This is a genomic window from Bradyrhizobium sp. (assembly GCF_049512235.1).
GTDB lineage: Bacteria > Pseudomonadota > Alphaproteobacteria > Rhizobiales > Xanthobacteraceae > Bradyrhizobium.
The window spans coordinates 1-24,622 of the sequence record NZ_JBEKXH010000037.1; the positions used below are offsets into that span (position 1 = coordinate 1).

Annotated in this window: 17 protein-coding genes and 2 pseudogenes; 13 read left to right on the forward strand and 6 right to left on the reverse strand. The window is 62.5% G+C overall.

What is annotated here, in order from left to right:
- The 8 genes from ABSG20_RS05575 to aat form a co-directional block, all read left to right on the forward strand.
- Nucleotides 1–736 (forward strand): DsbA family protein (locus ABSG20_RS05575; RefSeq protein WP_423863498.1); only part of this gene is annotated, 736 nt, incomplete at its 5' end.
- Between the two features lie 243 nt (nt 737–979).
- Nucleotides 980–1,735, forward strand: a complete 756-nt coding sequence (locus tag ABSG20_RS05580; RefSeq protein WP_423863499.1) for a DUF1236 domain-containing protein — start codon at nt 980–982, stop codon at nt 1,733–1,735.
- Between the two features lie 413 nt (nt 1,736–2,148).
- Entirely contained in the window at nt 2,149–2,622 is a 474-nt protein-coding gene (accB, locus tag ABSG20_RS05585) for an acetyl-CoA carboxylase biotin carboxyl carrier protein (RefSeq protein ID WP_423863500.1), read from the forward strand.
- 79 nt (nt 2,623–2,701) lie between these two features.
- Entirely contained in the window at nt 2,702–4,051 is a 1,350-nt protein-coding gene (gene accC, locus ABSG20_RS05590) for an acetyl-CoA carboxylase biotin carboxylase subunit (protein ID WP_423863501.1), read from the forward strand.
- Between the two features lie 127 nt (nt 4,052–4,178).
- Complete coding sequence (locus tag ABSG20_RS05595) at nt 4,179–5,705, forward strand: sensor histidine kinase (RefSeq protein ID WP_423863502.1); 1,527 nt, start codon at nt 4,179–4,181, stop codon at nt 5,703–5,705.
- Nucleotides 5,702–6,142 (forward strand): response regulator, encoded by a 441-nt coding sequence (locus tag ABSG20_RS05600; RefSeq protein ID WP_423863503.1) that lies wholly within the window; start codon nt 5,702–5,704, stop codon nt 6,140–6,142. The genes ABSG20_RS05595 and ABSG20_RS05600 overlap by 4 nt, the downstream gene beginning before the upstream one ends.
- Entirely contained in the window at nt 6,139–7,230 is a 1,092-nt protein-coding gene (locus ABSG20_RS05605; protein ID WP_423863504.1) for a sensor histidine kinase, read from the forward strand. The genes ABSG20_RS05600 and ABSG20_RS05605 overlap by 4 nt, the downstream gene beginning before the upstream one ends.
- 33 nt (nt 7,231–7,263) lie before the next feature.
- Complete coding sequence (aat, locus tag ABSG20_RS05610) at nt 7,264–7,941, forward strand: leucyl/phenylalanyl-tRNA--protein transferase (protein WP_423863505.1); 678 nt, start codon at nt 7,264–7,266, stop codon at nt 7,939–7,941.
- A 90-nt stretch (nt 7,942–8,031) separates the two neighbouring features.
- Here the strand turns inward: aat and ABSG20_RS05615 are convergent, their stop codons facing one another.
- Nucleotides 8,032–8,961 carry a DUF2155 domain-containing protein gene (locus ABSG20_RS05615; RefSeq protein ID WP_423863506.1) on the reverse strand — a complete coding sequence of 310 codons (930 nt, stop codon included), beginning with the start codon at nt 8,959–8,961 and terminating at the stop codon, nt 8,032–8,034.
- A gap of 240 nt (nt 8,962–9,201) precedes the next feature.
- Here ABSG20_RS05615 and ABSG20_RS05620 point away from each other — a divergent pair, with 240 nt between their 5' ends.
- Nucleotides 9,202–10,164 carry an alpha/beta hydrolase gene (locus ABSG20_RS05620; protein WP_423863507.1) on the forward strand — a complete coding sequence of 321 codons (963 nt, stop codon included), beginning with the start codon at nt 9,202–9,204 and terminating at the stop codon, nt 10,162–10,164.
- Nucleotides 10,165–10,435: 271 nt separating this feature from the next.
- Here the strand turns inward: ABSG20_RS05620 and ABSG20_RS05625 are convergent, their stop codons facing one another.
- The 3 genes from ABSG20_RS05625 to ABSG20_RS05635 are packed head-to-tail and all read right to left on the reverse strand — an operon-like array spanning nt 10,436 to nt 13,258.
- Nucleotides 10,436–11,221, reverse strand: a complete 786-nt coding sequence (locus ABSG20_RS05625; protein WP_423863508.1) for an ABC transporter ATP-binding protein — start codon at nt 11,219–11,221, stop codon at nt 10,436–10,438.
- A gap of 31 nt (nt 11,222–11,252) precedes the next feature.
- Nucleotides 11,253–12,188: an ABC transporter permease gene (locus ABSG20_RS05630; RefSeq protein ID WP_423863509.1), complete on the reverse strand. Its 936-nt coding sequence runs from the start codon at nt 12,186–12,188 to the stop codon at nt 11,253–11,255.
- Between the two features lie 5 nt (nt 12,189–12,193).
- Complete coding sequence (locus ABSG20_RS05635; RefSeq protein WP_423863510.1) at nt 12,194–13,258, reverse strand: ABC transporter substrate-binding protein; 1,065 nt, start codon at nt 13,256–13,258, stop codon at nt 12,194–12,196.
- Between the two features lie 242 nt (nt 13,259–13,500).
- Here ABSG20_RS05635 and ABSG20_RS34875 point away from each other — a divergent pair.
- From ABSG20_RS34875 to ABSG20_RS05650, 3 genes and pseudogenes are all read left to right on the forward strand, one after another.
- Nucleotides 13,501–13,686: pseudogene (locus tag ABSG20_RS34875) on the forward strand (ATP-binding protein); the annotation flags it as partial.
- A gap of 163 nt (nt 13,687–13,849) precedes the next feature.
- Complete coding sequence (locus tag ABSG20_RS05645; RefSeq protein WP_423863511.1) at nt 13,850–19,363, forward strand: trifunctional serine/threonine-protein kinase/ATP-binding protein/sensor histidine kinase; 5,514 nt, start codon at nt 13,850–13,852, stop codon at nt 19,361–19,363.
- A gap of 379 nt (nt 19,364–19,742) precedes the next feature.
- A complete protein-coding gene (locus ABSG20_RS05650) occupies nt 19,743–20,981 on the forward strand; it encodes a cation:proton antiporter (protein WP_423863512.1) in 1,239 nt (412 codons plus the stop codon).
- 4 nt (nt 20,982–20,985) lie between these two features.
- Here the strand turns inward: ABSG20_RS05650 and ABSG20_RS05655 are convergent.
- Together ABSG20_RS05655 and ABSG20_RS05660 are read right to left on the reverse strand one after the other, a co-directional pair.
- Nucleotides 20,986–21,228 (reverse strand): annotated as a pseudogene (locus ABSG20_RS05655) (helix-turn-helix domain-containing protein); the annotation flags it as partial.
- A gap of 104 nt (nt 21,229–21,332) precedes the next feature.
- Complete coding sequence (locus tag ABSG20_RS05660) at nt 21,333–23,807, reverse strand: hypothetical protein (protein WP_423863513.1); 2,475 nt, start codon at nt 23,805–23,807, stop codon at nt 21,333–21,335.
- A 299-nt stretch (nt 23,808–24,106) separates the two neighbouring features.
- Between ABSG20_RS05660 and ABSG20_RS05665 the strand changes: the two genes are divergently transcribed.
- Nucleotides 24,107–24,622: DJ-1/PfpI family protein (locus ABSG20_RS05665; protein WP_423863514.1), on the forward strand; the 516-nt coding region annotated here is incomplete at its 3' end.

The following is a 24,622-nucleotide window of genomic DNA, read 5'->3' on the forward strand; positions in this document are numbered from 1 at the left end:
GCTCGCGCTCGCGCTGTGCGGCGCGCCGCCTGTCGCATCGGCGCAAAGTTTTTCCGACAGCCAGCGCGGGGATATCGAGACCATTGTCAGGAATTACCTGATCGCCCATCCGGAGGTGCTGGAAGAAGCGATGGCCGAACTGAACAAGCGCCAGGCCGCCGCCGAGGCCGAGAAGCATCAAGCGAGCGTTGCCAGCAACGCGGAGGCGATCTTCAATTCGCCGCGCGGCGTGGTGCTCGGCAACAAGGACGGCGATGTCTCCTTCGTCGAGTTCTTTGACTACAATTGCGGCTACTGCAAGCGCGCCATGGCCGACATGCTCGACCTGATGAAGACCGATCCCAAGCTGAAAGTCGTGCTGAAGGAATTCCCGGTGCTGAGCCAGGGTTCGGTCGAAGCCGCGCAGGTTGCGGTTGCGGTGCGCATGCAGGATCCGAGCGGCAAGAAATATCTCGATTTCCACCAGAAACTGCTCGGCGGCCGTGGTCCGGCGGACAAGGCGCGCGCCATGGCCGCGGCCAAGGATGCCGGCCTCGATACGGCCAGGATCGAGAAGGATCTCGCCAGTCCCGAGGTGAAGGCGACCATCGAAGAGAACTTCAAGCTCGCCGAAGCGATGGGCATGAACGGCACACCGAGCTATGTGATCGGCAAGCAGGTGGTGGTCGGGGCGGTCGGGCTTGAAAGCCTCAAGGAAAAGATCTCGCTCGCCCGCTGCGGCAAGGAGACGTGCTGAGCGCATAATGAGCTGGCAGCCTTTATCTGTGAGATCAGGGGGCCGGCTCTTCAGCCGGCCTTTTGTTCGAGGCAATTTGCGTGCGGCAATTTCTTCTCATCAAGTCATTTGAGCAATCTGCGGACCGAAGCGTTCATCGCGCATTCACCAAACTAACCCGGTGAAACCGACAATATCGAGGAACATCGCCCGTCCGCATTCGTTGTCGGCGCGGGCAATGCAACCATCTCGAGGAGATATTCCATGACTAGTCGCTTTATGATTTCTGCTGCCGCAGTGGCGCTGATCGCCGGAACCGGTTTCGCCAATGCGCAGGGAACCGGAACGAGCCGGGAAGCACCGTCGGCGGGTTCCACGGTGCAACAGAGCGCGCCGCCATCCGAACGCGCCGCGCCTTCATCCGCGGCCCCGATGAATCGCAACGACGCATCGGAGAGCGCCGCGCCGGCTGCAAAGACCACTCAGTCCGATCAAAAGATGCAACCGCAGGGCAGCAAAAGCCAGCGCGCTCAGGACGACATGAAGGCCGGCCCGAGGGGCGAAAAATCGGCCCAGGAAAATAATATCAACGATACCAACGGCGAAAAATCGAAGAGCATGAGTTCGCAGACCAATGAAAAGAGCCCGGCCGCCAAGGATATGAAAGCCGAAGGCCGCGAAGACCGCAACGGCAAGATGAATGCCGAGTCGAAGGGTGCGGCCGAAAACAAGTCGGAAACCGTTGGACAGGCCGGTGCCGGCGGCGCCAAGCTCTCCAGCGAGCAGCGCACCAGGATCAGCACGGTGATCCGGGAACAGCACGTACAGCCCGCCGCCAACGTCAACTTCTCGATTTCGGTCGGCACCCGCGTTCCCCGCGATGTGGAATTCCGGCCGTTGCCCACGGAGATTCTGTCGATCTATCCGGACTGGCGCGGCTATGAGTTTTTCCTGGTCCGCGATGAAATCGTGGTGGTCAATCCACGGACGCTCGAAATCGTCGCGGTCATCGAGACCTGATCATTGTCGAAGCAGCGGCGGGTGCGGGCGGGCAACGATGCCCGCCCGTTTTCTTAGTCCAGCGATCCGCGGCGAGGAGCGCCGCGGTGATCGAGACCAGGATCCAAGGCAGTATCAGTTCCGAAGGCAGGCGGCGGGGCCGGTCCCCGTTTAAGGGCCTGCGCCTGATCCAGCCTGCCGCGCTCCTCCGCGGCCTACAGCCACCCCTTGACGTTGGCTAATGTGTGCTTTCCGCAGCTTCCGCGCCTCTTTTTATGGACGGATGAGGTAATTTAGCCACGCCTGGGATGGCCTAAAGGCTTCCCCTTGAGCCTATTGTTACCTATACGACTCGCGATCAATGGCCTTGCCGCCAACATCGGCGTCAAGACAAAAGCCTGACGTCAACAAGCAAAAGGTTCCGGATCAAGAGCATGGCGCGGCAACCTGACGACAAGACAGACGCAACCTTCAAAAGCGACGACAGCGCGCTGATCCGCGAACTCGCATTGCTGCTGGACGAGACCAGCCTCACCGAGATCGAGATCGAGCGCGCGGGTTTGCGGGTGCGCGTGGTGCGCAATATCAGCATCGCCGCATCGATGCCGCCGAACTTGCAAGCCCCCGCTGCCCCGCCGGCCGCGGCGGCCGATGCCGGGGATCTCGCCAAGCACCCCGGCGCGGTGCCCTCGCCGATGGTCGGCACCGCCTACTGGGCGTCCGAGCCCGGTGCCAAGCCGTTCGTCGAAGTCGGCACCAAGGTTTCGGTCGGTCAGACGGTGCTCATCATCGAGGCGATGAAAACAATGAACCAGATACCATCGCCGCGCGCTGGTACCGTGACTCAAGTTCTTGTCGAGGACGGCCAACCGGTCGAATTCGGCGAACCGCTGATGATTATTGAGTAGCGGCGAATAGCGAGTAGCGAATGGCTTTCTCCTTCCACTATTCGCTACTCGCTATTCGCTACTCGCCCCCTGGGACAACATGTTCGACAAGATCCTGATAGCCAACCGCGGCGAGATCGCCCTGCGCATTTTGCGGGCGTGCAAGGAACTCGGCATCGCGACCGTCGCGGTGCATTCCACCGCTGACGCCGATGCCATGCACGTGCGCCTCGCCGATGAGAGCGTCTGCATCGGCCCGCCGCCGTCAAAGGACAGCTATCTCAACGTGCCCGCGCTGCTCGCGGCTTGCGAGATCACTGGCGCGGACGCGGTGCATCCCGGCTACGGCTTTCTGTCGGAAAACGCCCGCTTTGCCGAAATCCTCGCCGATCACAATCTGCATTTCATCGGACCTAAGGCCGAGCACATCCGCCTGATGGGCGACAAGATCGAGGCCAAGAAGACCGCCAAGAAGCTCGGCATTCCCGTGGTGCCCGGCTCCGACGGCGCGGTCGGCGCCGGCGACGACGCCATGACGATCGCGCAAGCCATCGGCTTTCCGGTGCTGGTCAAGGCAGCCTCCGGCGGCGGCGGACGCGGCATGAAGGTCGCACAGACCGCAGGCGACCTGATGCTGGCGCTTTCCACCGCCGCCAACGAGGCCAGGTCGGCGTTCGGCGATGCCTCGGTCTATCTGGAAAAATACCTGCAGAAGCCGCGCCACATTGAAATCCAGGTGCTCGGCGATGGCCGAGGTGGCGCCATCCATCTCGGCGAGCGCGACTGCTCGCTGCAGCGTCGCCATCAAAAGGTCTGGGAGGAAGGCCCCTCGCCGGCGCTCGACGCCGCGACACGTGCCAAGATCGGCGCCACGGTCGCAAAAGCGATGCAACAGCTGAAATATCTTGGTGTCGGCACGGTGGAATTCCTTTACGAAGACGGCGAATTCTATTTCATCGAGATGAACACCCGGATTCAGGTCGAGCATCCCGTCACCGAGATGATCACCGGCATCGACCTCGTGCTGGAGCAGATCCGCATCGCCGCCGGCGGCGACCTGCCGGTGACGCAGGATGAGGTCGTCATCAACGGCCACTCCATCGAATGCCGCGTCAACGCCGAAAACCCGGTGACCTTCCGTCCCTCACCCGGCAAGATCCTGCAATACCATCCGCCGGGAGGCCTTGGGGTACGGATCGATTCCGCCGTCTATCAGGGCTACGTGATCCCCCCTTTCTACGACTCGCTGGTCGGTAAGCTGATCGTCCACGGCAAGACCCGCGCCGAGTGCCTGATGCGGCTGCGCCGGGCGCTCGACGAAATGGTGGTGGAGGGTATCGAGACCACGTTGCCCTTGTTCCGGGCCCTGGTCCGGGAACCCGCCATTATCGACGGCGATTATCATATCCACTGGCTCGAACAGTACCTGGCCGGCCAGCCGGAGGGCTGAGCGGGCGGCTTTGGCCCTCAAACGGACATGGAACCAATGGCCCCAACGGGCGTTGGCTTATGGGCCGGAGGGCTTTGCCGGTATGGGGCACTGCTCGAATTTCGTTGGTATATGACGCGAGATGGTTGTGACGCCTGACGCCGCGCGCCGGCGCGCGATCGGACAGATCCTGCTGCTCGCGGCGGGATTTTTGGTGCTGGTGGCGATCAGCGCGACGTCAGTCATCCTGGTCAATCAGTCGCGCCAGGACAATGCCTGGGTGGTCCATACCGTCGAGGTCGAAAACCAGATCTCGACCTTGCTGTTGGAGATACGCCGCGCCGAGAGCGCCGCACGCGGTTATCTTTTGACCTCCGAGCCACGATTTCTTGCCGAGCACGACGCCGCCGTTGCCGCCATCCTTCCCGACGTGGACACGCTGGCCAAACTGGCCGGCGACAATCCGGCGCAGGTCCAAAACAGCAAAAAGCTGCGCCCGCCGGTCGAGGCTCGGCTTCAGGAATTTGCCAAGGCCATCGATTTCGTGAAGCGCAGCGACATTGCCGGCGGCATCGCGATGCTGCGCCAGGCCGGCGCCTCCGATTCCGTTCAGCGCATCAACGACGTCGCCGGCGCCATGCGGGCGGAAGAGGACCGGCTGTTCGCGCAGCGCACCGCGACCGCGGATCGCACCCAGTGGCTCGCCTCGGTCGTCACGGTCGCGGGCTCCGGCCTTGTGATCGCGCTGGCGGGCATTTCGATCCTTCTGGTACGGCGTTCGGCGCGCGCGCGCGACGAGGCCGAAGCTTTGCTGCGCGACAACAACCTCAACCTGGAGGCCACCATCGACGCGCGCACCGCCGACCTTCGCGAGGCCAACAACGAGATCCAGCGCTTCGCCTATATCGTCAGCCACGATCTGCGCTCGCCGCTGGTCAACATCATGGGCTTCACCAGCGAGCTCGAGGAACTGCGCGCCGACATCTTCAGGCGGATCGGGGCGCTCGGCCGTGTGGCCGCGGCGTCAGCGCCGCCAGTGGCGGCCGGAGCGATCGAACCCGCCCTTGAGGCCCGCGACAAGCAGCTCTCGCAGGATTTCTCCGAGGCGCTGGGCTTCATCAAATCGTCGATCGGCAAGATGGACCGCCTGATATCAGCCATCCTCAACCTTACCCGCGAGGGTCGGCGCGAGTTCGAGCCGGTGCCGATCGATACCCGCGAACTGATCGAAGGTATCGTTGCAACGGTTGCGCACCAGGCCGCTGAGGCCGAGGCGCAGATTCGCATTGAGCCGCTGCCGGATATCGTCAGCGACCGGCTGGCGCTGGAACAGATTTTCTCGAATCTGATCGACAATGCGCTGAAATATCTCAGGCCGGGAGTACCCGGCGATATCCATGTCCGGGGCCGGACAAAGCTCGGCTTTGCGATTTTTGAAGTCTCCGACAACGGACGTGGTATCGACCCCCGGGATCATCAGCGGATTTTTGACCTGTTTCGGCGCGCCGGTACCCAGGACAGGCCGGGACAGGGCATCGGACTTGCCCATGTCCGCGCCCTGGTGCGGCGACTCGGTGGAACCATCCATGTGCAATCGGAAGTCAATAGCGGCAGCACATTCACCGTAACGCTGCCCGTCGCCTGGACAGCCAGTAACCGGAACAGAGACACATGAGCAAGCCAGTTACGATCATCATGATCGAGGACGACGAGGGTCACGCCCGCCTGATCGAGCGCAATATCCGCAGATCCGGCGTCAACAACGCCATCATGCCGTTCAGCGACGGTACAGCTGCGGTGAACTACCTTTTCGGCAGCGACGGCAGCGGCATGGAGCGCAAGGGCGAGGCGTTGCTGATCTTGCTCGATCTGAATCTGCCCGACATGACCGGGATCGAGATCTTGCGGCGGGTCAAGGAAAACAAATACCTGAAATGTGCCCCGGTCGTGGTGCTGACCACGACGGACGATTCCCAGGAAATCAAGCGCTGCTATGAATTGGGCTGTAATGTCTACATCACCAAACCGGTGAACTATGAAAGCTTCGCCAACGCCATCCGCCAGCTCGGGCTGTTCTTCTCCGTGATTCAGGTACCGCCCGCCGCCACATGAACCCTGCGATGCCCACATTGCTGTACATCGACGATGACGAGGGGCTTGCCCGGCTGGTCGATCGCGGCCTGTCGCGGCTCGGCTTCCATGTCGTTCATGCGGCAGGCGGAGCCCAGGGATTGGAACGCCTCCAGCAAGGCGGCATCGATGTCGTCGCACTCGATCAGTACATGCCTGGCCTCGACGGGCTCGAAACGCTGGAGCGGATCCTCGCCCTCCCCCATGCGCCGCCGGTGGTGTTCGTCACCGCCGCACAGGACTCCAGCATCGCGGTCACCGCATTGAAGGCCGGCGCCGCCGACTATCTGGTCAAGGATGTCCAGGGCGAATTTATTCCCCTGCTCCAGGTCGCCGTCGACGGCGCGCTGCGGCAGGCGCGCATTCAGAAAGCCCGCGACGACGCCGAGGCCGAGGTGCACGCCTCGCGCGACCGCTACGCGGCGCTTGCCGCCGAGCGCGAGGTGCTGCTGCGCGAGGTCAACCACCGCGTCGGCAACTCGCTGCAGATCATCGCCTCGCTGCTGCACCTGCAGGCCAGTTCGAGTACCCAGGACGACGTCAAGGCGGCGCTGACCAATGCGATGGGCCGGGTCGCCGCCGTGGCCCAGGTTCATCGCCGGCTCTACACCTCGCACGACCTCAAGAACGTATTGCTGAACCAGTATCTCGACGCCCTGCTGGAGGATCTCCGGAGGTCCGCCGAAGGCAACAGGATGTCGCGCCTGACATTGAAGGCCGAGGCGGTGGAGATCGATCCCGACCGCGCGGTGGCGATTGGCATCATCGTCAACGAACTGGTGATGAACGCGGTCAAATACGCCTACCCCGACGGCGCCGGCCCGATCCACGTCAACCTCACGGCGCAGGGCGAAGATCTCGTGCTGTCGATCGCCGACGACGGCGTCGGCCTCAATGTCAAGACCGACCCGCGTTCCACCGGCATGGGACAGCGCATCGTCACCGCGATGGCCACCAAGCTCGACGCCGGCGTCGAGCGCGACCCCGGCCATGCCGGCACCCGCATCGTGCTGCGGTTTCGCCGAGCCAGCAGGCCAGCGACCAAGTCCGCAAATGCTGCCGCGAGCTAGCCGCGGCCGCCCTCACCCTGCTATCCTGCCGCCATGACGTCGCGCGACTCCGCCGCTTCCGAAATCACGCCCGAACTGCTGCTGCGCGCTTATGCCTGCGGTATCTTCCCGATGGCCGAAAGCGCCGACGACCCGACGCTGTTCTGGGTCGAACCGGAAATGCGCGGCGTGATACCGCTCGACGGCTTCCGCATCGCCTCGCGGCTCAAGCGCACGGTTCGCTCCGACACCTTCATTGTCACCGCAAATCGTGCATTCAAGGCGGTCATTGCCGGCTGCGCCGCGCCGCAAGCAGGCCGCGACGAAACCTGGATCAACAAGCGCATCCGCGATCTCTATCTCGGGCTGCACGAAACCGGCCATTGCCACAGCGTCGAAGTCTGGCAGCAAGACCAGCTTGTCGGCGGGCTTTACGGCGTCAGCCTCGGCCGCGCCTTTTTCGGCGAGAGCATGTTTCATCACGTCCGCGACGCCTCGAAAGTGGCGCTGGTGCATCTGGTGGCACGGCTGATCGAAGGCGGCTTCGAACTGCTCGACACCCAATATGTGACCGACCATTTGCGCAGCTTCGGCGCGGTCGAGATCCCGCGCCGGCGCTATTCCGCGCTGCTCGACAAGGCGATCAAAGGCCCGGCGGATTTCGCTAAATTGCCGTTCGATCGTGCGATTGGCGGCGCGCAGGCGCTGCAGATCATCGCCGGTCGGCAGTAAGCCATGATCGTCTCAGGCCGCTTCGCCGAAAGCCCGCAGCCTTGACGGCGGTTTGGCAAGAAGCCCCGCAAAGCAGGGCATCCGCTCCTGCTACTGCCGGATCGCAGGGAGTGGATTGGGCTGCAGTGGCTGCGGGCGCTGTGCCTGCTTCGGCGGCGCACGCTTCTGGGCTGGCGGGGCTGGCGGCGGGGTTGACGGTTTCGGCGGATCGGCCGGCTGGGCGCTGACGACGGCGGTCTCAGGGTTTTTGCAGTCCGTCAGCCAGATGTCATAGATCGGATGCTCGACACCGTGCAGGCCGGGGCTTGCGGCGAACATCCAGCCCGAAAAAATCCGCTTTACCTCGCCCTGCAGCGTGATCTCGTCGACCTCGACGAAGGCATCGGTGTTGGCCGCTTCGGTGGCCGGACGGGTGTAGCAGGCGTCAGTCTTGACGCGCAGGGCGCCAAACTGGACGGTCTCGCCGATATCCTCGTCGAAGTTGATGATACGCCCGGTGATCTTGTCGAGGCCCGAAAAGCTGGCCTTCCTGTTGCCGATCTTCTGCGCCGGCGGTTCGGTGACCACTTCGTCGCCGGGCTGCAACGTGGCCGGCGATTGCGGCACGCTCTTGGGCTGGCGCTGTCCCGGCAGCGGATTGGCGGCGGGCGGAGCTGCCGCAATGCCCTGGTCGGGCTGGGGCGGCGCTACCGCGATGCCCGGCGGAACATTCTGCGGAACGACACTGGTGCCGGGCGGCGGCGGCAGGGGTTGGGACGTCACCGGTCCCGGCGCCGGCACGCCCTGCCCCGGCAACGGACGGTTGGGCGTCGGCAGCAGGCGGCCCTGCGGCAGTTCCGGAACGTCCTCTTCGTCGTCGGGCTGCTGCATCTGCTGATTGCCGCGCGGAATTCCGGCGGGCGGGCGCGGCGCCGGATCGGAAAAGATATTGCCGATCTGCGCGCGCGCCGGCGGCACAAGCGAACTCGCTAGGGCGGCAAGCAGCGCCGCAAAACCGGTCAGGGCTGTGGTTCGAAACATACCGCGGCTTTAGCAGGCTATTCGGGCTCGCGACACTGTACAGGACCATCCGCCACCCGTTGGGCGCACCGGTTAACACGGCGAATACGGCGGGGAAAGGGCGGCCTCTCCCTTGGGAAGGCCACTGGTCAGCCCACGGCGCCAATGAAATAGTGCATCCGGTCAGTGTGGGTTCGCGCCTTGCGCGCCCCGGAACGACACCCGTGAATTTTTTGCGCAACCGAAACAGGTCATCTCATCATGCCAGTGACCCTCGATCCCGATGCCGCCGCCGTATTCCAGGCCTTCCAGGAGGCCGGCCGGCCGCCCTACGAAACGCTGTCGCCCGCCGAGGCGCGCGAATCCTATTTGCAGGCCCGCGTCGTCACCAATCCGGAACCGCCCGAGTTGAGGTCGGTGCAGCCGCTCGCGATCCCCTCGCCCGAAGGCTCGATCCCGGCACGGATCTATACACCGTTGCGGCTGAGGCAGACCAACGGGCTGGCGCCCTGCGTTTTGTTTTTTCACGGCGGCGGCTGGGTCATTGGCGATCTCGAATCCCACGACGTGGCGTGCCGGAAGCTTTCGGATGAAGGCCAGTTGATCGTGATCTCGGTCGATTATCGGCTGGCGCCCGAACACAAGTTTCCTGCCGCCGTCCAAGACGCCATCACAGCGACCAAGTGGGTCGCCGGCAATGCCAGCCAACTCGGCGTTGACGCCTCCAGGCTCACGGTTGGCGGCGACAGCGCCGGCGGCAACCTCGCCGCGGTGGTTGCGATCGCGGCGCGCGACGGCGACGGCCCCGCCATCGCCGGACAGCTGCTGATCTATCCGGCGATCGATTTTGCGATGACGCATCCCTCGCACAGCGAACCCGAGACCAGCATCCTGCTGACGCATTCGGTGATCAAATGGTTTCGCGATCACTATCTGAACGGCGCCGCCGACGTTCACGACTGGCGCGCATCGCCGGCGCGCGCCTCGACATTGATCGGGCTGCCGCCGGCCTATGTGCTGACCGCGGGCGCCGATCCCCTGCGTGACGAGGGCGACGAATATGCCAGGCGGCTGAGAGAGGCCGGCGTTGCGGTGACGTACCGGACTTTCCCAGGCCAATTCCACGGCTTCTTCACCATGGGCAAATTGCTGCCGCAGGCCGATGTCGCAGCCAGCGAAATCGGTGCCTGGCTGCAGGCCCTGAACCAGGGGAAAGACTCATAAGCGTAGCCACAGACTCCATGGTTTTTCGGTCAGGCACTGACGGACTTTCGCGCCACCCCCGGATCGCTCATGATACTGCGATCATTCGCATTTTTGCGTTTTTGGCGCAGCATCGGCTGGGACTGGTTGTATTTGTTAGTTTTTGCAATTATAGATTGATAGCCTCGAGACAGAATTCAGGATGATCGCCTGTCGGTGCACTGGCTGATTACGAGATTCATCGCTTCTCGCGAAGACGGCGGAGGAGCGTTACCAGACCGCCGCCGTTCCGTCAGCAGGTGACGGAGATGCTCTCCTGCTCGGCGAACGCGCGATCAACCTCGTCGCGCAACAGCGAGGTCAATTCGACGCGCAACGCGAGCAGGGCCGGCGACGTCAGATCCCGCGGTCGCGGCAAATCGATCGGCACGACCGCCTTCATGCGGCCGGGGCGCGCCGTCAATACGACGACCCGGTCGGCGAGCGCGATAGCCTCGTCGATATGATGAGTAACGAACAAAACAGAGGCCTTGCTGACATCCCAAACGTCGAGCAGGAAATCCTGCATCTTGACGCGGGTCTGGACGTCGAGAGCGGCGAAAGGCTCGTCCATTAACAGGACTTTGGGCTGCATGGCGAGGGCGCGGGCGACCGCGACACGCTGGCGCATTCCGCCCGAGAGCTCGTCCGGGCGCTTGTCGAACGCATTGGAAAGGCCGACTCTCCCCAACACCTGACGCGCCGTCTCCTTGCGTTGCTCGGTCGGCACGCCACGCACGGAAAGACCGAAGCTGACGTTCTGCCAGACATTCAACCAAGGGAAGAGCGACGTCTCCTGGAAGATCAGGCTGCGCTCTGGCGCTGGTCCGGTGATGCGTTCGCCGAGCGCACTGATTACGCCCGAAGTCGGCGCTTCGAGCCCGGCGATGAGACAGAGCAGCGTGCTCTTGCCACAACCGGAGGGGCCCAGCAGAACCACGAACTCGCCGGCATCGATCTCGAGCTCAATGTCGGTCAACGCCTCGTGGGCCAGCTTGCTTCCCGCATTCCAAATCTTGCCGACGCCGACGCAGCTCACGGCGCGGGCGACGCCATTCGGTCGAGGCGCGTCAACCACTGCCCAACCCTCCCTGCCCCTTCGGAAGCCAGAACAGGACACGCCGCTGCAGCAGCCGCAGGCCAAAGTCTAAGGTGAAGCCGAGCAGACCGATGATGACGATGGTGAAGTAGACGAGACCCGGGTTGAACGTGTTGCGGGCCATCGAGATGATCTGACCGAGCCCGTAACCGACGCCGGTCGCCTCGGCGACCAGCACCACCATCCAGGCGCCGAACAAATTGAGACGAAGCACCACGAGCAAGCCCGGCAGGATCGCCGGCAGGATAACGCGCGCGTAGATCTGCCGCTTGCTGGCGCCCATCGTGCGCGCGACATTGACGTAGTTGCGATTGACCGAATCGATCTGCGTGATGGTGGCGAGCGTCATCGTGAAGAACAGGGCGATGAACACCATGAAAATCGCCGGTCCGTTGCCGATGCCGAACAGGAAGATCGCCACCGGCAGCCAAGCGACGGGAGAGACCGGCGCGAGAAGCATCACCGTCGGCAGCACCAGCTTGCCGAACAGGCCATGATAGCGGATCAAAACCCCCATGCAGAGGCTGGTGATCGCCGCGATGGCGAGGCCCGCGAGCACCCGCATCGTCGATGAGGCCATGGTGATGACGACGGCGCCAAAGGGCGTCGGGCCGGAATTGGGATCGACGCCGATCTCCCAGCGTTTGGCAGTGTTGAAGTTCTTCGCCTGCCCGGCGAGGTCGCCGAGGAAGACGTGCGGAGGCGGCAGCAAGCGCTGATCGGCGACGCCGACATACCAGAGGAATTCCCACAAACCGGCGAACAGCCCGACCGACAGCAGGCCCCAGCCCAGTTTCGGCCCATGCTGACGGATGAATTCGATCGTCTGGCCGAACAAGGAAGCGGCGAATCCCCGCGCGTCGGCGACTTTGGTGTCGCCGCCGGTCTTGACGCTGCTCGCTGTCACCTAGCTCAAGCCGATTTGTATTTGAGCTTGGCGTAAACGTCGGGAACCTCGGCGATCGCCGCCTCGAGATAGCTCCAGTCGATCGCATCCTTGCCTGGCTTCTTCTTGATGTAGCCCATCGCCATGACCGAATCGACACGATTCAAGATGAAGTTCGTCTGTGCTCTCTGATCGACCTTCGCCGGCTGAGCCTTTCCGCCGATCCGAGCGTTTTCGAGCGAAGTCTTGTAGTAGGTGCCGACGAGCTCCGTGAGCAGTCCTTCGGGATCCTGCTCCCAGAGCAGCTGCGCCTTCAGCATCGCCTTGATCAGCGCCTTGACGCTCTTGGGGTCCTTCGCGAGCAGAGCGGTGCTGGCGGCGAGCACGCAGTCCGTATATTGCGGCCCATAGATGTCAACGCCGTCGGACAGCAGGACCGAACCTTTGACGTCGCTGAGAAGCGCCGAGCCATAGGGCTCGATAGTGGAGGCGATATCGATCGAGCCGGCCTTGTACGCGGCCACCATGTCGCCGATCGAGTCCATGTAGCGGACGGTCACGTCCTTGTAGGCCACGCCGTTCTTCTTCAGCCAATCGTAGGGCAGCACTTCAAGCGTGTTGTTCTGGAAGGTTCCGAGCGTCTTGCCCTTGAGCTTGGCGGGCGTGTCGAGCCCCGGCTGGGCGACGATATAGACGCCCTGGACGCCGCCGCCGGCGACGATCTTGACCGGCGCGCCGGCGTCGTACAGAGCCATGAAGTTCGTGTAGGGCAGCATGCTGACGTCTGCCTGTCCGGTGCCGAGGAAGGTGACCTCATCGGCGAAGGAAGGAGTATTGACGAATTCGAGCGTCAGTCCGTCGTCCTTGGCAAGTTGGCGTGCGTGCGCGATGAAGAACGCGACGTTGCAAAAGCCGCTGCCGTGGGTTCCCTTGACGGTCGCGGCGGCGCGGGCCGATCCGGGCAGACCCATCATCCCGCCCGCCACCGCCATCGTGATCGTTCCCAGCGCGCTCGCTTTCAGGAACGATCGTCGGTTCAAGGCGGTCGTCGCCGGAACTGCAAGGCCCAGGTTGCCATGACAATCACACATGACGCCTCTCCTCTTGCAGCACTCATGCTCCACGGCGCCAGAGTCGCGTTCTGTAACCTCCACGATGAAGCTCGGATCGCGCGGGCGGGTCTACTCCCGAAAATGGGTCCCATCGTAGCTCAGCTTCGATGCGATGTCACCGAGGAAACCGCGGTGCACGGCCCGTTTTATAGGCGCTAACGGCGTCTTTTGAAGGCGCGCGGTAGCGCGACAGGTGTACCGACGGAGCGATGGGGATCGCCTCATGGCCGAGTGTGTTCGGCGATCCCAGGATGACCACCGCGTTGCTCGATCGCCTTACGCATCACTGCGACATCGTAGAGACCGGCAAAGAGAGTGGGTGCTCAAAAGCCGCGCCTAAACTTCAGTGCACCGCGCCTCACCTCGCCGCATTCGCGGCGGCTGCGCAATCGCAACCAGATCCGTAGCGGCGGACGCTATCCTGCGTGTCTCAAAAGGAGGTCCCCCTTCGGCGCCGGTCTGGGGTCCCGATTGGGCGCCGATTTGACATACACGCCCTCTGAGATACTTTGGATTGACATCGCAATCCGCACCGTCCGAAGGAGTGTCACGAGAGCAGGAGCTACTTCCGTGAATACTTCAGGTGATCGCAAGATCGAAGATGGCGGCGTAGTCCAGGTGTTGTCGTCGCAAGGCAGCGACATCCTTTTGCGCAGAATCCAGCGCCGAAATGCCTACTCACGTACGTCAGTTACTGTGCTCGCGGTCTCTGAGCGCACATCGTCCAACGGTTTCAAGAGACTTATTCGCGAATACGAACTCGCGGAATGTTTCGATCGCAGTTGGGCACTTCACCCGATCGAGCTCGCATATGAAAATGGCCAGACAATTCTCATACTCGAGGACCCCGGAGGCGAGCTACTTAGCCAGCTTCTGGACGCGCCAATGGAAGTTGGGAGGTTCCTGCGCTTCGCTATCGGCATCACTGCGGCCGTCAGCAAAATGCACCAGCGAGGCCTGGTCCACAAGGACATAAAGCCCGCCAACATTCTTCTCGACCCCATCACCGAGGAAGTCTGGTTGACCGGTTTCGGCATCGCCTCCCGACTGCCTCGCGAACGTCAGGCACCCGAGCCTCCCGAGTTCATCGCGGGAACATTGGCCTACATGGCGCCGGAACAAACCGGACGAATGAATCGCTCAATCGATTCGCGCAGTGATCTGTACGCGCTCGGCGTTACGTTCTATCAAATGCTGACGGGAGCGCTGCCGTTCGCGGCAAACGATCCCATGGAATGGGTGCATTGCCACATCGCGCGGAAGCCGTTGGCGCCCGACCAGCGATTCACCGGAATACCACCTTCCCTGTCTGGCATCGTCATGAAGCTCCTCGCCAAGACCGCAGAGGAACGCTATCAGACTGCGGTCGGACTGGAGCAAGACCTGCGACAATGCGCAATCCAATGGGAGAGCCAAAAGCGCATCGAGCCCTTCACCCTCGGACGACATGAGCCGCCCGGACGGCTCTTGATTCCCGAGAAGCTGTATGGGCGCGCCCGGGAAATAGCAGCGTTGCAGAATGCCTTGGACACCATCGTCAAACACCCGGCGACGGCGTTGATCCTCGTGTCAGGCTACACGGGTATTGGCAAATCATCGGTGGTGAATGAACTTCACAAGGCCCTGGTTCCGCCACGCGGCCTGTTCGCATCGGGCAAGTTCGACCAATATAAACGCGACATTCCCTATGCAACCCTGGCACAAGCCTTTCAACGGCTTATCCGCAAGATCCTCGCCAAGAGCGAAGCCGAACTCGGCCGCTGGCGGGAGAGTTTGATGCATGCGCTCGAGCCCCACGGCAACCTCATCATCGACCTCGTTCCGGAGCTGAAACTCATCGTCGGGGAGCAGGAGCCGGTCCCTGAGCTGCCGGCACCCGACGCCCAGCGGCGCTTCCAGTTACTGCTGCGGCGGTTCATCGGTGTCTTCGCGCGCCCTGAACATCCGCTCGCCCTGTTTCTCGACGACCTGCAATGGCTCGACGCGGCTACTCTGGATCTACTCGAGGATCTCCTCACCCAGGAGAGCGTCCCACACCTGCTTCTCATTGGCGCCTATCGCGACAATGAGGTCGATGCCTCGCATCCGCTGATGCGCAAACTCGGCTCGATCAAGGCGGCCGGCATCTCGTCCGTCGAGGAGATCACGCTTGGTCCGCTCGATGCCCAACACGTTGCGCAGTTGATCGCGGACGCGCTGCACTGTGAAACGGATCGGGTGGGGGATCTTGCTCAGCTGATTTTACAGAAAACCGATGGCAATCCGTTTTTCATCGGTCAGTTCCTGTCGACATTGGCGGATGAAGGTTTGATCGCGTTCGATTCTGTGCATTCGCGCTGGTCGTGGGATCTCAAGCGCATCCACGCCAAGGGTTACGCCGACAATGTGGCTGACTTGATGATCGGCAAACTTGTCCGGCTTCCTATTGCAACCCAGCAGGCGCTGCAACAACTGGCATGTCTCGGCAATATCGCGACCACCGCGATGTTGGCTATGGTTCACGACACCACCGAGCAGGAGCTGCACGCCAGCCTCGTCGAGGCACGTCGCCAGGAGTTGGTCGATTTCCTCGAGAGTTCTTACCGGTTCGTCCACGATCGCGTCCACGAGGCTGCTTATGCGCTGATCCCGACCGAGCGACGCGCCGCCGCGCACCTGCGGATCGGCAGGATCCTGGTCGCCCATACGCCTCCCGGCAGGCTGGAGGAGTCCATTTTCGAGATTGTCAACCAGCTCAACCGCGCGTCATCCCTGGTGACGGCGCCGGAAGAGCGCGAGCAGCTGGCGCAATTCAATCTGCTTGCCGGCAAGCGCGCCCAAGCCTCGTCCGCCTATGTATCCGCATTGAATTACCTGACCACGGGCGCCGCGTTACTGACGGAGGATAGCTGGCAGCGGCGTCGCGAACTCAGCTTTGCCCTGGAGCTGGCCAGGGCGGATTGCGAGTTCGCGGCCGGAACGATCGCGCAAGCCGAAGCGCGTTTGCGCAGCCTTTCCACTCGTGCCGTCACGACGCGAGAGCGCGTTGCGGTGGCCGGCCTACAAGTCGATCTTTACCAGGCAATCGATCGTAGCGATGAGGCAGTCGCCGTCGGTTTGCGTGCGTTACGACACCTGGGCGTCGACTTGCCGGAGCATCCGACGGAAGCCGATGCGCGAGGCGCCTACGATGGCATCTGGACCCGGCTGGGCGCTCGCCCGATCGAAGATCTCATCAATCTCCCGCTCATGAGCGACCCGGATTCGCTGGCAGCTGTGGATCTTCTGATCAGAGTTGCGATCCCGGGGCATTACTTTGACTCTCATCATCTATTCGCAGTGGCTGTTTGCACGGCTGTCAGCTTGGGGCTCGAGCGAGGTCACTGTGATGCATCGTGTATCGCCTACGCGCAGCTGGGCACGTTGGCAAACCACTTCGGCCAGTTCGATGCCGGCTACCGCTTCGGACGGTTGGGGTGCGAGTTGGTCGAGCGACCGGGATTGCAGCGCTTTCAAGCCAGGACATTCGAGACATTCGGCTTCGGCGTACCTTGGACACAGCATGTCCGAAAGGGGCGCGAGTTCCTGTTTCGTGGCTTCGACCTCGCCAGCCGGATCGGTGAAATCAGTTACGCGGGATACGCTTGCGGCCAGCTCAACAGCAACTACCTCATGGCCGGCGACCCGTTGATCGAGGCTGAGGTGCAAGCTGAACACGGGCTCGCCTTTGCCCGCAAAGTCGGCTTCGGAACAATCGAGGGCTGGATTCTGGGCCAACTCGGTCTCATCCGCAGCCTAAGGGGACAGACCACCCGTCTTGGCTCCTTCGACGACGCTGTGTTCCGTGAAAGTGATCTTGAGCGTGATCTGGCTGGCAAGGCGGCGCTGGCGCTCCCGGAATGTTGGTACTACATCCGCAAGCTGCAGGCACGTTTCCTCGCGGGAGAATACGTGGACGCGTTGCACGCGGCCTCCAGGGCGCAACCGATGGTCGGGGGTACCCTGTCTCTTTTGGAGGTCGTTGAGTACCACTTCTACGATGCGCTTTGCCACGCGGCAGTCCATGAATTCGCCTCGTTTGAGGACCGCGAATATCATCGCGCGAGGCTGACGGAACACCTGGAGAAACTCGACACCTGGGCACTCCATTGCCCCGAGAATTTTGCCAACCGGGCGGCACTCGTTGGGGCGGAGGTGGCCCGGATCGAGGGGCGAGACGTCGATGCCATGCGGTTGTACGAGCAGGCCATTCGCTCGTCCCGCGACAACGGTTTCGTGCAGAACGAAGCCATCGCCTATGAGGTGGCGGCCCGGTTCTACAGCGCGCGCGGCTTCGAGACATTCGCCGACGCCTATCTGCGCAAGGCCAGGGACTGCTGTCTTCGCTGGGGCGCCGACGGCAAGGTAGGACAACTCGATCGGCTTTATCCACATCTGGCGGATCCGGAGGGACAGCGTTCTGCGGCGGCTGTTGGCTCCGCGATCGGGCAGCTCGATGTCGCGAGTGTGGTCAAGGCTTCTCAAGCCTTGTCCAGCGAGATCGTGTTGCCGAAGTTGATCGAGCGGCTGATGAAGATCGCGATCGAGAACGCGGGCGCGGATCGCGGCCTTTTGATACTGCCGGCAGGGGATGAATATCTGATCCAGGCAGAGGCGCGGGCGACCGGCGATCAGATCGAAGTCACGATGCGCCAGGAGCCGATTAACGGGATCACCTGCCCCGAATCTCTCGTCCGCTACGTCATCCGCACGCGGGAAAGCGTGATTCTCGATGATGCCTCCAAACCCAACCTGTTCTCCGGCGACGACTATCTTCGCGATCGACAATCGAAGTCGATCCTCTGCCTACCACTCATCAAGCAACAGCAATTGACCGGGATTCTTCTCCTCGAAAACGCATTGGCTTCACACGCGTTCACGCCGGCCCGGATCGCGGTCCTGGAACTGCTGGCGGGACAAGCCGCGATCTCGCTGGAGAACACGCGCCTTTATAGCGATCTCGGGGAACGGGAGGCGAAGGTCCGCGGCCTTGTCGACTCCAACATCATCGGGATATGCATTTTCAATCTCGACCGTCGTATTATGGAGGCCAACGACGCGTTTCTCGGCATCGTGGGGTATAGCCGCGATGACGTCATTTCGGGCCGCCTGAGCTTTGCCGGCTTGACACCTCCCGAATGGGCCGAAGCCGACAAACGGCTCTTGGCAGACCTGGTTTCTACCGGAGCCTGGAGACCTTCCGAGAAGGAGTTTTTTCGGAAAGACGGCAGCCGCGTGCCGGTGCTCGTGGGTGGGGCAACCTTCGGCGAACTCCGGCACGAGGGCGTGGCCTTCGTCCTTGACCTGACCGAACGAAAGCATGCCGAGGCAGAGCTGGCGCACGCGAACCGGGTCGCGACAATGGACCAACTCACGGCCTCTATTGCCCACGAGGTCAACCAACCTATCGCCGCCCTGCTTACTAATGCCGGAACAGCTGTGCGCTGGCTCGCCCGTCAGCCACCAAATTTGGAAAAGGCCAAGCCCTTGATCGACCGTATTATCAGCGACGGCAAGCGAGCCGCTGATATTGTGAGCCGGATTCGCGATTTCTCCAGAAAGGCGCCGGCGCGGAAGGAAAATTTGGAGATTAACGAAGTAATCTTGGAGATTATGACACTGGCCCGTGCCGCGATGTCGGAGCATAGCGTTTTGGCGACGATGCAACTGTCAGAGGGGCTGCCCCACATTTTGGGGGACAGAGTCCAGTTGCAACAGGTGATCCTGAACTTGGTGATGAACGCCATTGAAGCGATGAGCGAGGTCGGGGAGCGATCGCGGGAGTTGCTGATCAGCAGCAGTGAGGTCGAGTCGGGCAGCGTGCTTGTCGCGGTAAGCGATTCGGGTCCGGGGCTGCCTCGCGCCAATCCCGAGCGCGTCTTCGAAGCTTTCTATACGACCAAGGCCAGCGGTCTGGGGATGGGGTTGTCGATCTGCCGCTCGATCGTCGAAGCCCATGGCGGCCGGCTCCGGGCAACGCCGAACGAACATCACGGCGCTGTTTTTTACATGATGCTGCCGATCGGGGAAGAATCGCCGGAGAACCTGGAGTCTTCTGAGGCCTAGTCTCGCCAAAAAAGCGGGAAAGGGTATGCGGCTCATCCCGGTCTTTCCCGCTTGTAGAAAGCGAGGATGAACGGACCTTGCCCAGACGGTCGCGTCCAAATCGGTCTGATCTCTATGGGATGGAAAACGCGACTCTTTCCCCTGTCAACCATGCTGCCGCCATGGAACCGCGTTCCGGGGGCGATTTTATTATCCGCATGGAAAACGGCGAGTCGGAAAACGCGCCGGCGCCGAGGCGCGGGCCTCATTTGCCGTCCGGTTGAGGCCTGTATCCTTGCCATTTTGCGGCGCGTCGGGCAGCGTCGCCGGCGCATGATAGTCAGCGACCCCCGCCCCCACGCTTCCTCTTTTTGACTTAAAGCCCTGGAAGGCAAGCGAATTGGAAACTTCGGCCTCCATCGAGATCGCCAGGCACGCGCTGCTTTCCTGCGGTCTCATTTTGGCGATCGGCACCCTCATTAGCCTGGTGGCGCAGAAGATCAGGATTCCCGATGTCGCGGTGTTTCTGCTGGCGGGCATCGCGATCGGCCCGCAGGCGCTTGGGCTGATCGATATCAAAGCCGACTCGGCGCTGAACCAGATCATTCTGCTGTTCGGCGCCAGCTATATCCTGTTCGATGGCGGCGCGACGCTGCGCTTCGAGGTCTTGAAGCAGGTTTGGATCACCATCCTCATCCTCTCAACCGCGGGCATCCTGATCACGGCCGGCATCACCGCACTTGCCGCCCATATCATCCTCGGCATTCCCCCGATCGTGGCGCTCTTGATGGGCGCCACCATGGCCTCCACCGATCCGGCAACGTTGGTGCCGATCTTCCGGCAGGTCCCGATCCGCGCCCGGGTAGCGCAGACGGTGACGAGCGAGTCCGCGTTCAACGACGCCATGGCCGCGATCTTAACCTTCAGTGTGCTCGCAGTGGCGATGGGAAGCGGCGAGTTTTCGCTGAGTGTCGCATTGTTAGGCCTGCTCAAGCAGGCCGCGATCGGCATCGTCGCCGGGCTTGCGCTCGGATACCTCGCCGCGCTCCTGATCGCGCATGAGCGATGGGCATTCCTCGCCGAATACGCGCCCGTCGTCACGGTGGTCGCCGTCATCGCTGCCTATTTCGCGGCCAGCGGCCTGCAGGCCAGCGGCTTCATGGCGGTTTTCGTGTTCGGGATTGTGCTCGGCAACAAGGAGAGGTTCGGCTTTCAGATGGAAGCCGGCGAAGCGCAGAAGCTCGCCGAATTCGTCCTGACCACCGCCTTCGTCATGCGCCTGTTCATTTTCATTCTCCTGGGCGCGCAGGTCGATTTCGCGCTGATGGGCCGATACTGGCTGCACGGGATGGCCATCGTCGCGGTCCTGATGGGGGTGGCGCGGCCAGCCACGGTGTTCCTGTGCGCGCTGCCCGATCGCCGCGCGCGCTGGAGTCTTGCCGAACTTCTGTTCATGTGCTGGACCCGCGAGACCGGGGTGATCCCAGCGGCGTTGGCTGGCCTGCTGCTCGGCATCAAGGCGCCGGGCGCGCAGGTGATCGCGTCGGTCACTTTCATTGCTATCCTGATGACGATCCTGATCCAGGCGCCGTCAACCCATTGGCTCGGCCGCAGACTGGGACTTCTGGAAACCCGATAAGCCTACCCATTCGCGCCGCGCGGCGCAGCGATCGCGGCGGCTGGCCGAAGGCGCGGATGAAGGCGCGGCGCATCCGCTCCGGATCGCGAAAACCAGTCAGTTGCGCGACCCGTTCGATCGCCTCGCCGGAGGATTGCACGCGCTGCCGCGCCACCTCGATCCGCAGCCGCTCGACCGCTTTCGACGGCGTGGTGCCGGTCTCGGCGATGAAGGCGCGGGCAAAATGCCGCGAACTCATGCCGGACTGGGTGCGAGCACACCCTGAAATAACTTGGACTGGGTCGGCCTCGATGCGGGCAGACGCCGCGCCGACCCCCTGTCCCCGCACCGCGATCTGATCGCCTTGGCGATCTACAATGGTTGGGGGGACGCGACCGGGCCGGCCGCGTCGGCGGCCTTATCCTGATGCACCGGTGCCTCGACCGGCCGCTCCGCGGACATCCGGTTCGCTTGGCGACTGAGGGCGATCAGCAAGGCACAGACGACGTAGCAGCAGGCGCCCAGGGCGTAGGTCCTGGCGATGCCGAATTCGATCGACAATGCCATCCCGAGCACGGAAGCGAACATCGAGGTGATGCCGTTGACGCTCCAGAAAAACGGAAGCAGGTCGGCGTGACGGCGCCAGATGCTGAGGCCGAGCGGGAACATCATCCCCATGAAAAACGCCGGGGGCGCCAGCAACAGCACCGACCACAGAATGCGGATATCGGTCGCTTCCGATCGCGCCCATGTCGCCAGCAAGGGAGTCAGAAGTCCGGCCGCCACCAGCGTCGTAAGCAGGGCCAGAACCCGCGCCACGACCGCGCCCGATCGAGGTTCATGCGCACCGACCGTGGCGCTGCCGATCCCGCCAAACAGGAGAATGGTAAAAAGTACGACAGCCAGTCCGTAAACGGGATGGCCCAGAAAGACCATCAACCGCTGCATCTGCGATATTTCAATCAGCATGAAGCCCATGCCGATCGCGCAGAAATAGGCGACCGGCGGCGTCAGCACGGACAACGGCATCCGCCTCGCAAGCCGGACAAAAGGTATGAAGATATAGTACCCGCAGGCGCACAGCGCCAACACGATCAGAAGCAGGGTCATGGTCACCGCCTCACTGTTGTTCGTGAGCGTCCATGACGGCATGCTGGCAAGTTTTCCGAAACGCGCCGTATAGAAAAAGAACGGATTGTCGTCGGTGGAGGCAGCGATATTTTCCGGCAATGACGCCAGGAATGCCGCGTCCGCCTTGCCGGACAGCAACGTCGATGTGACCGCGTCGAACGCGACATCCGGCCCCAGCAGTATCTTGAAGCCCTGCGCCAACAGCCTCGCGCGCGCCGCCTGCCATTGGGTGTCGGTGAAGGCGTCAGGACTGGTAATCACCGTTATGATGTTGCCGACGTTCAGTGCGACAACGTGGTGCGATAGCTCGGCTGCGGAAACTCCCCTGCGCTGCAGCGCGCTCGCTGCGATCGACACCAGACGATAGAACTCGCCGCGGTGATCGTCCGGGTCGTACCAGCGCGATACTGAAAGCAGCCCGCCCGGGTTCAGCGCCCGGTAGAAGTCATCCCACGCCTCCACGGTATAGAGGCGGTTTTCGGTAAGTGTCAGTCCGCCAGCCGCCGTTGCGGCCCAGGTGTCGATCAGCGAAATCTGGACAAGGTCGTATCGCTCGGACGAATGGTTGATGTAGCTGCGGGCTTCGGCATTGACCAGCGACACGCCGGGCTGGCGATCCAGATGGCCCGAGAAATCGGCGAACTTGTCAGTCAGGACCTCGAAGATCGCAGGATTGATCTCAATTCCGCGGATGTGCCTGGCGCCGAAAACCAGCCCAGACAGAATATCCCGACCGCCGCCAACGCCAACGACAGCGACGTCGGCCGGCGGCCGCACCAGGTAGGCGGCATTGATGACATCGTCTTTCAAATAGGCCAGCTTGCCGAGATCGCCATCGTACCGGGTGATCACCGTGGCTGCGTCGGCATCGATATCGAGATGGTTCTGGTCGATGGTCGTCTTCGCCGTGTCGGTGAGGCCCCAGCCGAACGGAGCGGTCTCTCCGAGGGCGGTAACCCTCACGCGCGAATAAGTGTTCCAGCGCTCAAACAGCGTTCCCGTCTGCGCGACGCCCTTGGCCCAGAAGACGCCCAAATGCCCTTTGCCGGAAACTTCAAGTCCGGTGTGCAGCGTGGCCGCGACGGCCAGCGTCAGCGCTACGGCGCCGCTGATACGCAGGCTGCGCATGTCGGCGCAGTTCCGCGCCACGATCCAGCCTGCCCCTGCCGCAAAGGCTCCGATCCCCAGTGTGGCGCTCACGGGATCGACGACAAGCAACAGCAAGATGACCCCGAGGCATCCGAGCGCCGCACCCGCAAGGTCGGCTGCGTATAACCATCCACCGCGATGCGGCAGGCGAGTGAGCAAAAGCGTGATGCATACGCCACTTTCGGTGAACGGCCTCACGAAGGCGACCGTCGTGATCGCCAGCGCCAACCTGACATATTGCTCGGGCACCACGAGCGGCACGCACAGGAACGCGATCATCGTACCCACGGCGCTGAGCGCGAACCATGATGCGTGGCGCGCGAATTCCACACCCACTTGTTCGGTCGCGTAGCGGACCGGATGGTTGTAAACTTCCATCGCGCCGCGGGTCAGTCCCAGCATGGCCAGCGAAATGGCGGCAAAGGCGAAATGATAATACAGCATGACGCTGAAACAACGCGTGATGAGTATCTGATACGACAGCGTGGCTGAGGCTAATACAAAAATGGCGAAATAATATCGGCCCGGAATCCTGGAAATCGCCTGCGACATTCTTTCCGTGCTCAAGGTTGGCCTCGGCCAATCCAGCCGTTCCCTGCGGCATGCTGAATGAAACTCCCTAACATCCCGTTGATTTGGCCGTGGCAAGCTGCGATCGCATCGGCGGTTTTGCGAGTAATCACAGTGTCGGCAAATAACGGCAGGCGCTTGCGGCCTCGCGCCGAGCATCGATGCTTGAGCCGAACCAAAATGCCGCCCTCGGCTGAGTCATAAAATGAGGGAAATTCGTCATTTCGGACATGAAGCCGTCATGCCAGGATGGCGGCGTCAGAACCTCCAAAGCAGAACCTCGAAAGGCTCGCATCATGTCGGCAGCGCTTCACATCGGATTTGTGATCTTCCCGAAGGTGACCCAGCTCGACCTCACCGGTCCGCTACAGGTGTTCTCCAGCGTTCCGGACGCCAAGGTGCATCTGATCTGGAAACGGATCGAACCGATCGCCAGCGATTCGGTGATGGTGCTGACGCCGACCACGACCTTCGCGGAGTGTCCGCCGCTCGACGTGATCTGCGTGCCCGGCGGCGTCGGCACCGACGACATGGTCAATGATGAGGAAGTGCTGGACTTCCTGCGCCGGCAGGCCGCGCATGCCAAATATGTCACCTCGGTCTGTACGGGATCGCTGGTTCTGGGCGCGGCGGGCCTGTTGAAGGGTTATCGCGCGACGACGCACTGGACCGCGATGGATCTGCTGGCGCGCTTCGGGGCACTACCGGCGAACACCCGCGTCTGCGTCGACCGCGACCGTATCACCGGCGGCGGCGTCACCGCGGGCATCGATTTCGCGCTGACGCTGGTCGCACGGATGATCGATCGCCAG